This is a genomic window from Nodosilinea sp. P-1105 (genome assembly GCF_012911975.1).
GTDB lineage: Bacteria > Cyanobacteriota > Cyanobacteriia > Phormidesmidales > Phormidesmidaceae > Nodosilinea.
The window spans coordinates 22,800-33,909 of sequence record NZ_SMDQ01000063.1; the positions used below are offsets into that span (position 1 = coordinate 22,800).

4 protein-coding genes are annotated in these 11,110 nt (G+C 53.0%); 3 read left to right on the plus strand and 1 reads right to left on the minus strand.

The genetic code is table 11. The features are described from left to right. Positions 1-425 precede the first annotated feature (425 nt). From E1H13_RS20845 to E1H13_RS20855, 3 genes are all read left to right on the plus strand, one after another. Positions 426-1,796: an AAA family ATPase gene (locus tag E1H13_RS20845; RefSeq protein ID WP_169616270.1), complete on the plus strand. Its 1,371-nt coding sequence runs from the start codon at positions 426-428 to the stop codon at positions 1,794-1,796. Further along, positions 1,789-7,668 (plus strand): AAA family ATPase, encoded by a 5,880-nt coding sequence (locus E1H13_RS20850; RefSeq protein WP_169616273.1) that lies wholly within the window; start codon positions 1,789-1,791, stop codon positions 7,666-7,668. Before E1H13_RS20845 ends, E1H13_RS20850 begins: the two co-directional genes overlap by 8 nt. Positions 7,669-8,403: 735 nt before the next feature. Further along, complete coding sequence (locus E1H13_RS20855) at positions 8,404-10,281, plus strand: P-loop NTPase fold protein (protein ID WP_169616275.1); 1,878 nt, start codon at positions 8,404-8,406, stop codon at positions 10,279-10,281. A 296-nt stretch (positions 10,282-10,577) separates the two neighbouring features. Here the strand turns inward: E1H13_RS20855 and E1H13_RS20860 are convergent, their stop codons facing one another. Beyond that, the gene (locus E1H13_RS20860) at positions 10,578-11,018 is read right to left on the minus strand and encodes a hypothetical protein (RefSeq protein ID WP_169616277.1); all 441 of its coding nucleotides are present in this window, start codon (positions 11,016-11,018) and stop codon (positions 10,578-10,580) included. Between the last annotated feature and the right edge of the window lie 92 nt (positions 11,019-11,110).

Sequence of the window (11,110 nt, forward strand, 5' to 3'; positions counted from 1 at the left end):
CCAAGCGGCCAAAGGCGATCCCGACTATTGCAGAAGTCTTTATAAACCCGATCCAAGGCCAGATCTGGAGTTCTGCCTGTGGGAAAACTCCAGATCCCAAGCTGGACTTGTGATAGTTATGACCTTGGGCAGTCAGATGCAGATCAGGATGGTGAAACAGCGGTATGTCCCAGGGCTTCATCAGTCAGCCCAGACGAACAGATCGAGTACCCTGCGGCAGAAATGACTCACTTATTTCCGCCAGCCCAAACCTGTGCGTAGAGCGGGAGTCCCTTACTGCCTTTTGCCTTCTTACGGCTGCCTTGCTGTACTAGTAGTTTGGTTGCTTTCCATCTGAACGTGAACAAAGACTGATTAAGCTTGGGTACTCCCAAACCAGGGATAACCGCCATAATTAGATTTATTCCCCTGTTTAGAACGAGGACATGGCTTTCAACCCAGGGCAGTTCTTCCGCACCTGCAACCCCAGCAAAACCCTGAACCTGAGCCGGGCTGAAGATGCCCGGTACTACATCGACTTCGCAGCGGTGCGGGGGGCTGACCTGGTGCGAGAGCTGAGGCGCACTATCACCCTGTCGGGGTCAGAGCCCACCTGCCAGTTATTTACCGGCCACATCGGCTGTGGCAAATCTACGGAACTGTCGCGGCTGCAGCGAGATCTGGAGGCGGAGGGTTATCAGGTGGTCTACTTTGAGTCCACCGATGACCTGGACATGGGGGATGTGGACATCAGCGACATTTTGCTGGCGATCGCCAAGCAGGTCAGCCAAACCCTAGAGCAGGCCCAACTGCGGCTGGCCCCCAATCGGTTTCAGCAGCTTCTGCAAAGCACCGTGGATCTGCTCAACTCGGAGGTAACGGGGCTGAAGCTGAAGCTGCCGGAGGTGGGTGGCGTGAAGTTAGACACGGTGGGTCTGGAAGCCAAGCCCGACGGCTATGCCCTATCCGTGGGGATTGGCGAGATTACCACCAAGGCGAAGGACAGCAAGGATGTGCGATCGCTGCTGCGCCAACACCTAGAACCCCGTATCAACACGATTTTGGAGGTGATCAACAGCGAGTTGATTGACACCGCCAACCAGCAACTCCAGGACCAGGGCAAGGCGGGGCTAGTGGTGATTGTGGATAACCTGGATCGGATCGACAATAAGCCCAGGGTGCAAGATCGTCGCCAGCCGGAATACCTATTCGTTGATCGCGGTGACCAGTTGAAGAAATTGCGCTGCCATGTGGTCTACACCATTCCCCTGGTGCTGTCCTTCTCCAACGAAAAGGAAAACCTGACCAATCGGTTTGGCTCTAGCCCCCAGGTGTTGCCCATGGTGCGCACCCAAAACCGCGATGGCAGTCCTTGTGTCGAGGGCTTGGAGGCGCTGCGGCAAATGGTATTGGCCCGCGCCTTTCCCGCCCTCTCGCCCGAACAGCGACTGGTCCAGGTGGGGGAGATTTTTGACCAGGTAGGAACCCTAGATCACCTCTGCCAGGCCAGCGGCGGCCATGTGCGCAACCTGCTGGTGCTGGTGAATGACTGCCTGAAAAAGGCGGACCCACCCTTTACCGATACCCTGCTAAAGCAGGTAGTGAGCCTACGGTTGAGTGAGCTGACCAAGGCGATCGATACCACTGAATGGGCCTTGCTGCGGGAAGTGGCGCGGACTAAGGCGGTGCGGGGCGAAGGGGAATACCAAACCCTACTGCGCAGTTTATTTGTGTTTGAGTATCGCGATGCAGGTCAAACTTGGTTTGACCTCAACCCGGTGCTGCGGTCGGCCCAGGAGTTAACCGCCCATGACTGATCCCCCCATCCTCAGCTTCGACCTTGACCCCGGCCCGGCCCTGACAGAACTCTGTCGGCTGCTGCGGTTCGCCCAGGGGGAATTCACGCTGATTGTGGCGGTGTGCAACGCCGCCGAGCACCGCCAAATCCTGGTAAAACAGTTGCGCCAGCGCTGCCCCATCCCCTTCCAGGAACTTACCCTTGACCCCAAGGTCGATACACTATTTAGTACCCTGCACCAGGCCATTGGCGACCCACCCCCCGCTGCTCTCATGGTCTACGGGCTGGAAGCGGTGCAGGATATGGACTCGTTGCTGGTCGCCACCAACCAAATTCGGGAAGAGTTTCGCCAGTTCCCCTTCCCACTAGTGCTGTGGCTGACCGACCACGGTCAGCGCCACCTGATCCGCACCGCCCCCGACTTCTACACCTGGGCCAGCACGGTTCATTTCCCCACTCCACCCACCTACTTCCAACGGTTCCTGGATGAGTTGATCGCCTCTGTTTGGCAGCAGGTACTCACCTCCCAGGAAAACCGCTTTCTCAGCACCGCTGAACTGGGGCTTACCCCTGGTTCCCCCCGTTGCCAAGAACTAGAAACCAGCCTCGCCGCCCTGCATCAAGCCGGGATTGCTCTCAGCCCCAGCCAAGCTGCCGCCCTCGCCTTTGTCCGGGGCCGCATTGCCGACAACAATACTGATCAGGCCCGCTACCACTACGAAGCCAGCCTCACCCAGTGGCAAGCCCTGGCCGATCGCCTCGATCCGCCGCCCCACAGCCTAGAGAATGTTGGCCATCTCCAGTTTTACCTGGGCCTGTGGTGGCGCAATCGCTCGGTGCGCGATCGCCGCGAATTTGAATCCGCCTGCCAAACCGCCTGCGACTACTTTGCCGCCGCCGTTGCCACCCTCACCCAGGCCCACCGCCCAGAGGCCACCGCCAAGTACATCAACTACTGGGCCGAAGCCCTGCACCGCCTGGAACAGTGGGACACCCTGGCCCTGGTGGCCCAGCAAGCCCTCGACCTGCACAAATCCCGCCAAGACCCCATCCGCCAGGCCCGCGCCCTGGGCTTTTTGGCCGAAGTCGCCCTCCACCACAAAGATTGGCCCACCGCCCAAACCCAGGCCCAAACCGCCCTCCAGCTGATCGATTCCCCTACCTTCTCACCCCTGCACCCCTCCACTCCCCCAGACCCCACCTTCCTAGACTGGGTCAACCGATTCCACCGCAGTTGGTATCTCTTTTCCTTGGGTAAAGCCCAATGCGCCCAGGGGCAAATCGATGCTGCCGTAGCTACCCTGGAGCAGGCCACGGCCACTACTCAGCCCGAATATGACCCCCAACTCTACAGCCTGGTGCTGGGCCAATTGCGCCAGGGCTATTTTCAGCAGGGGCGCTATTTAGATGCCTTTCAAACTCGGCGGCGGCAAGAGGCGATCGAGAGTCGGTTTAATTTTCGGGCTTTTGTGGGGGCAGGTCGCCTACAACCGAAACAGACCGTCGCCAACCCAGCCTTACCTGCCGATGCCCTGGGCCAGGATGCCATTGTTGCCTCTGGCCGCAAGCACGATGTTAAACGCCTGGTACACCGCCTAGCCCAGGACGAATTTACCCTCACCATCATCTATGGCCCCTCTGGGGTGGGCAAAAGCTCTCTCCTGGAGGCCGGACTGGTGCCCGCCCTGGAACAGGAACGCTGGGAAGGGCGACGGGTGCTTCCCCTCCGCCTCCGAGACTACGGCAACTGGGCCAAGGATCTAGCTGAGGATCTACAGGCTACCCTCCTCGACCATCCCCTCCTGGGAGAGGCCAGGGGTGGGGCAACTCCCCCGAAACCCAGCCCGCCCTCTGGAAACTCCCTCCAGGCGGAACCCACCCCGCCCAGCGGGCACTCCTCCCAGACGGATGCGGTGCTAGACCTGATCCGTCAGCAGACCCAGCGCAACCGGGTGCTGGTGCTGATTTTTGACCAGTTTGAAGAATTTTTCTTTGAGTGCGACCAACCCGGCACCCGGCACCAGTTTTACCAATTCCTGCGCCAGAGCTTAACCACCCCCTTCGTCAAGGTGGTGCTGTCCCTGCGGGAGGACTACATTCACTACCTGCTAGAGTGGCAACGCCTGGTGGGTAATCTGGCCATCATCGACAACAACATTCTGGATAAAAAGTGGCTCTACTACCTGGGCAACTTCACCCCCACGGAAGCCAAGACCGTCATCACCGACCTGACGGAACCCACCCCCTACGTCCCCGCCGTTGACCTGGTGGAGCAGGTGGTGGCCGACCTGGCCGCAGAAGCCGGAGAGGTGCGCCCCATTGAGCTACAAATTGTCGGTGCCCAACTACAAGCCACGGGCATCAGCACCCTCGCCGCTTACCAAACCCTTGGCCCCAGCGCCAAAGCCAGCCTGGTACAGCAATACCTGGCTGATGTGGTGTTCGACTGCGGCCCGGTGGAACACCAACGCTTGGCAGACCTGGTGCTCTACCTGCTGACCGATGATAAGGGCACCCGCCCCCGCAAAACCAAAGCCAACCTGGCCCAAGACCTGCGAACCCTGATGCCCCATACCAACCTGGATGAGGCCGCCTTTGCTCTGGTGCTAGATATCCTCACCCAGTCGGGGTTGGTAATTCATGTTCCAGAAGCGCCCGAAGACCGCTACCAATTGGTGCATGACTACCTAGCGGCGTTTATTCACCATCAGCAAGCCCCCCGCCTGAAGACTGTGATGGCGGAACTGGAGCAAGAAAAGCGCCAACGCCAACAGGCCGAAGCTGAACGCGAAGAACTGGCCACCGCCAACCGCAAAGCCCGCCGTCGTTTATGGTTGAGCTCTGGACTACTGGCCGCCTCTGTCTTGGGTACGGTGGTAGCCATTCCCAGTGCTATCTCGGCCTATCGAGTGGCCCAAGCCGAACGGGCCATCGCCGCACAGGAGCGGGACAAAGCGGATCAGGCGCAACAAGAGGTTAGGACAGCATCTCAACGGGTTCAACAGGCTCGTGAAGCCGAAGCGGTGGCTAACCAGGCTAGACAGGAAGCAGATCAACTAGCCCAGGCCGCTGCAAACCGCCAAACGGAAGCTGAACAGGCGGCGGAACAGGCTCAAGAGGATGCCCAAACTGCCCAAGCCGCTGCCCAAGCTGCTCGCAGCGCTAAAGGTGTGGCCCTAAGCGAACAACAAGCCGCCCAGCGCCAAGCTGAAGAAGCCCAGGAAGCTGCCGACGCGGCTGAACAGTTGCGCATTACGGCAGCAAAGGAAGCGTTAGAGGCCCAGCAACTCGCCCAATCTGCCCGACGACAGCAGGAGGTAGCCCGTGCTGGCACCCAGCTAGAGCAACGGGGAACCGCCATTTTGCGTCTGAGTGATACGCGCCTGAGCCAAGCCGAAGCTCTGATCGAAGCCCTACAGCTTGGCTACGAACTAAAGGCCCTACTTCCCACCGCCAACGCCCGTAGCGATCAGATCACGCTGAAAAACTATCCGGCCTATAGCCCTCTGTTAGCCCTGCGGCTGGCTACCAATTCCTTAGCCGAGCGAGCCAGCTATGAAGGCGAGTTCCTCATCGCCTTCCCCCTGCTCTCTTCTGCCTTTATCGACTTTACTCCTGACGGAAACAGACTCTTAACCTACTCGTCAAGCGATAGGAAGACCTACTTATGGAGCTTCAGTGGTACGAAGCAGGCCAGCTATGAGGGCAGATTTCACGCCTTTACCCCGGATGGTCAAGGGTTGGTGACCTCTTCTGATACAAAGACTTGGCTGTGGAGTCTCAGTGGTACGAAGCAGGCTAGCTATGAGGGTCCCTTCGAAGCCTTTACCCCGGATGGTCAAGGGCTGGTGACCTCTTACGGTGATACGAGCCGGCTGTGGAGCCTCAACGGTATGGAGCAGGCCAGCTATGAGGGCGCGTTCCGTGCCTTTGCTCCCGATGAGCAAGGGCTGGTCACAGAATCCTGGCGCGATGGCAAGAGCCGACTATGGAGCCTTAACGGTATGGAGCGATCCAGCTATGAGGGAAAGTTTCGCGGCTTTACTCCGGATGGCCAAGGGCTTTTGACCTATTTCTTGCGCGATGACAAGAGCCGACTATGGAGCCTCAGCGGCAAGGAGCAGGCCAGCTATGAGGGAGAGTTTCGCGGCTTTACCCCGGATGGTCAAGAGCTGGTGACTGATTTCTTGCGCGATGACAAGAGCCGACTATGGAGCCTCAGCGGCAAGGAGCAAGCCAGCTATGAGGGTAGGTTCCACGCCTTTACCCCAGATGGTCAGGGGCTAATAACCAGTTCTGGGGACGATGGCAAGAGCCGATGGTGGAACCTCAGCGGTATTGAGCAGGCCAGTTATGAGGGCAGATTCCGTGACTTCACCCCGGATGGCCAAGGGCTGGTGACCGTTTCCAGCGATGATAGCAAGGTCTGGCTATGGAGCCTGAGTGGTAGAGAGCAGGCCAGCTTTGACGGCGAGTTCCGCGGCTTTACTCCAGATGGGCAAGGGCTGGCAACCCTTTCCAGACGCAGTAGTAAGATTCAGCTATGGAACCTGAGCGGTACGGAGCAGGCCAGCTTTGACGGCAATTTCCACAGCTTCACCCCAGATGGACAAGGGCTGGTGGTAGTTCAACCGGGTCAAGCAAGACTATTTAATCTAACAGGACGTCGTTTGGTCAATGAACGATTATTGGCTTGGGCACCTGATCAGAAAGGCGTAATAACCTATGCTGAGAGCGACGGCAAGAGTCGGCTGTGGAGCCTAAACGGCACAGAGCAGACCAGCTATGAAGGAGAGTTCCGCGCCTTTACCCCCTATGGGCAGGGACTAGTGACCTACGGGAGCGATGGCAAGAGTCGGCTGTGGAGTCTGAGCGGCACAGAACAGTCTAGCTATGAAGGAGAGTTTCGCGCCTTTACTCCCGATGAACAAGGGCTAGTGACTTACTGCGATAGAGACGATCAGAGCCGATTATGGAGTCTGAGCGGCACGGAGCAGGCCCGCTATAAGGGCAGGCTCCACACCTTTACCCCGAATGGTCAATGGCTAGTGACTGTTTCTAGAACAGGATTCGAGTCTTGGCTGTGGAGCATCAGTGGCACAGAGCAAGCATACTATCAGGGCTCTTTCTATGGCTTTACCCCCGATGGGCAAGGACTTTTCATCTATTCCTGGCGCGATGGTAGGAGCCATCTGCGGAGCCTCAGCGGGACAGAGCAAGCTAGCTATGAGGGCGAGGTACTTGGCTTGACCTCGGATGGGCAGGGGCTAGTCACTTATTCCAGGATTGATGTCAAGAGCTGGGTGTGGAGCTTGAATGGCACGGAGCAAGCTAGCTATGAAGGGGAGGTACTTGGTTTTACTCCGGATAAACAAGGTGTTTTTACTTATTATTTGCGAGATGGCAAGAGCCGCCTTTTGAGCCTGAATGGTGTAGAGCAGGCCAGCTATGATGGCCTACTCCGCGGTTTGACCTCCAATGGTCAAGGGCTGGTGACTATTTCTAGGAGCGACGGCAAGAGCCGCTTGTGGAGCCTCAGCGGCACCGAGCAGGCCAGCTTTGAAGGCTTGTTCCGAGGCTTTACGCCAGATGAGCAAGGGCTGTATACCGATTCTGATTATGGCACCACAAGTCTATGGAGCCTATCCGGAGAACGGTTGGCAGAATTCACCGGACGCATGACCACCAGCTTTGGTATGGGATTCACTCGCTTCAGCGACGATGGGCAATACCTGATCACCTCCCTCGATGACACCACCCACCAAATTTGGCAGCTCGACAACGGCCTAGACGACCTGCTGGCCCGTGGCTGCAACCTGCTGGCCAACCACTTCCAGGCCAACCCCGGCAAACGCGAAGAACTGGGCATCTGCCTCGATCATCCCCTTTAATCCTTCAAAGGATCCCGAAGGGTACGTTCGCGGCTCAACCCATTCCCAGCTACCTACCCCACCCCCCATCTTCCCCCCAGCCGCAATGCACCCCAGAGAGATGAAGTCCGTCTCCCCTGGGCCTTTGGCCCGTTCCAGTATCCACTTAGTGGCATCGAATAAAGACCGATCCGGTAGCCCGATCAATCACAGTAACGCCGGGGATAGCGATAAATTTGTGTAGAGTTACAGCGTTTATGCAGGGTTTGAAAAGCGGTATGCAGGGTTAGATGTAAGGTTAAAACCCTTATGGTGTAGGATTTTCAGATCTGTGTAGGACTCTGCCGATAAGAAACCAACCAAAAAACTTTAAGGATTGTAAAAAGAAATTGGGTACAAATTGGGTATTCGACAAAATATTGATTTCCTGGAAAGCTTCTACAGCAATACTTTTGACCATCTCGCCGTCCACGTTGACATCGTGGGGGTCACTGGTTCGAGTCCAGTTACGTCCATTAGGGCTTATAGCCCTCATATCGAAGCTTTTAGGCAATTCCTATGTAGTCTTGCTTATACTTGGTAGAGCTTGTTGGAGCTTCTTGAAACAGTTTTTTGTGTGCAGATTGTGTGCATGGGACAAAGCAAGCTATCTAGGCAGTGACCAGCCTACAAGTGAAAAGGTGATTTTCTATTCGACGCCGTCTCCCTTATAACTAGCTGATATTTTGCATTAGTTCTGAAAACAGGGCTTCAATTATGCATCAATGCTTTCGATCTCATTGTGCAGCCAATCAACAAAAAGGCAAAAAACAGAAATCAGAGCGAATTAAGATAATGAATGAAACAGACAAAATAGAGAAAACATTAAACTCATTCCTGAAAAATGAGATGACAAATGTTTTATTTATAAGGGGTGAATGGGGGATAGGAAAAACCTATTTTTGGGAAAGCTATATCAGAAAAAAGTTAAACCAAAATAAAGTCGAAAATCTAGCTTATTCTTACGTCTCTTTATTTGGAGTGTCTAATATAAGCCAGTTAAGAGAAAAGATTCAGAGTTCCGCCAAGATTATAGATAGCGGTGGATCGTCCATAAGGAAAATAGAAGAATTTGCAAACGAACAGAACCAGATATTTCAACTCCTATACGGAAATAAAGCAAGGCAACTAGAATCCAAATTTTCAATTATTCCAAAAATAGTAAGTCGCGCGAGATTGGGAACTCTTCAATTAGGGTTTATTTCGGAATTCTACAGACAATATAGAGAAAGCCTTATCTTTGACTACCTTGTTTGCATCGACGATTTTGAAAGGAAGCAAGATGATTTGGAAGTTGGTCAAGTGATGGGACTGATCAATGAATTAAGCTTTCAGAGGAAGTGCAAAGTCGTTGTCATTCTAAATGAAGAAAAATTAGACAAAGAGAATGCCATTGACTTCAAAAAATATAGAGAAAAAATTGCTGATGTTGAAATCAGATACTCACCTAGCACACAAGAGAATATCTTGAAGGTTTTTTCTGGAAAAGAGTTTTACTTTGAGAGAATACTGCAAATTTTCCAGTATCTAGGCTCTGTTAATATCAGAATCTTTAAGCGATTCAAGTGGGCGATAGAGCACATTCAGGAATACACGAATGCTTGTGAAGATGCTGTGAAGGTAGAGGTAGCAGCTCATTTAGCGCTTTATTCCTGGGCTTTTCTTGAGTCTGACCAAGATCTATCCCTGCCATTTGTGAAACAAAGCTTAAACACATATGGTTACATACTAGTAAATATGCAGAAAGACAAAGATGACTCTATGTTCACGGAACACGAAAAGCGTTGGTTGAATGAAGTCATTCCTAATCTGCCGATAAGTGAAGCCAAGTATGATGAAAATATAACTAATCTCATCCAATACGGATACTTATTGGATGAAGAAGATTTTATTGAAAACATATCGGAAGAGAACGAAAAGGAAAAAAAATACCAATACAGGCAGCGTATTGAGAATGTATTTGCCATGTATCAATACTCCCTACGTGATAATCAGAAAGAAATAGTGCAAGCATCTCATGATCTTTTAGCTATAGGACTAGAGAAAATACTGTTTAGCGACTTTTCAAAAGTAATTACATTGCTAGATGCTTTAGAAGAGAACACGGACTCGTATATTGAAGAATATTGTCAGGTCAATCCAGATGTTATTAGAGAAATAGCTTCTGACTCTTCTTTCACTCGAAGCAATATTAAGAGCAAGCTTCTTGCAGAGAAGGTTGAGAACGCTCGAGTCGCGATGCGTGAAGACATTAACCTTGACAGTGTTTTGACTCACATTATGCAGAAACAAAGTCACCGCACGGAACAAATAGATTTTCTCTGTTCTCTGAGTCCATCTGATATTTTTAATTGGATAAAAAGGATGATTAGACAATCTTTAGATAAAGATGCAAATAATATTGCGGAAAAACTACAAGATACTCTGTACTACTTTCGCGGCATGAAAGGCCAGGATAATGATGCTAATGCAAAATACAGGCTTATTCTTGAAAACTTTGAGTCTGCCCTTAAATTATTGGCGAATGATTGTACTATCAATAGAGTAAGGGTTCAAAACTTGTATAGGATTGATTTAGAAAATCAGATTGATTAGTTTTGTCGTAGGTTGGGTTAGCGTTAGCGTAACCCAACAAAACCGTTACTGGTGTTGGGTTTCGCTTCGCTCAACGCCAACCTATATTAGAAATTTTGTCAGTCAATCAGGATATGAACAGATGCTTCCAGTTCCAGGGCACAGTTTGAGATCCTTATGAGTAGTGGTATACCAAGTCCAGCTCGGGATCTGGAGTTTTCCCACAGGCAGAACTCCAGGTCTGGACTTGGATCTGGTTTAACTTTATTCAGAGAGTACTAAGCTTTATTGAAATTTGGCTAATTCCTTTGACAGGATTAAACCGTCACGACTTGGCGAGACTTCCATGCCTCATAAGCTGCCATATCACCCCCAAAGGAATCGGGAGAGACAATAGCCGGAGCCGTTTCTACCCAGGGGTTTTGATCCTCTGGCAGGGGAGCATAGGCACAGTAGGCGATGACCACGTCATCCATCGCTTCTTGGCCGGTGTTGCCCACATACTCATCCACTCGACTCACGCGCCAGGGCGAGAGCCGTTGATGGGTCACCCCGCCACGGTGGTCGAAGGTGGCCGCCGCGTCATCGTGCTTAAACTCGGGCAGACGATACCCTACCTCTGGAACAGGTCCGTTGGAGTAGTCGAAGTGCTGCCCTAAAAGATCTGTCAGTGAACCGCCGGGCTGTAGGGTGCGGGTTTCCCAACCCGGAGCACTGGAATCGTCAGCTTTGAAAATAATTACTCCCGGTTCGCTCATTTTTGAGTGAGGTCGGCCAATTAGGTTAGATTTGGGCTATGGAAACTCCTCTAACCGTTATCACAGAACGGGTTGACGATATTCCCCTGCTG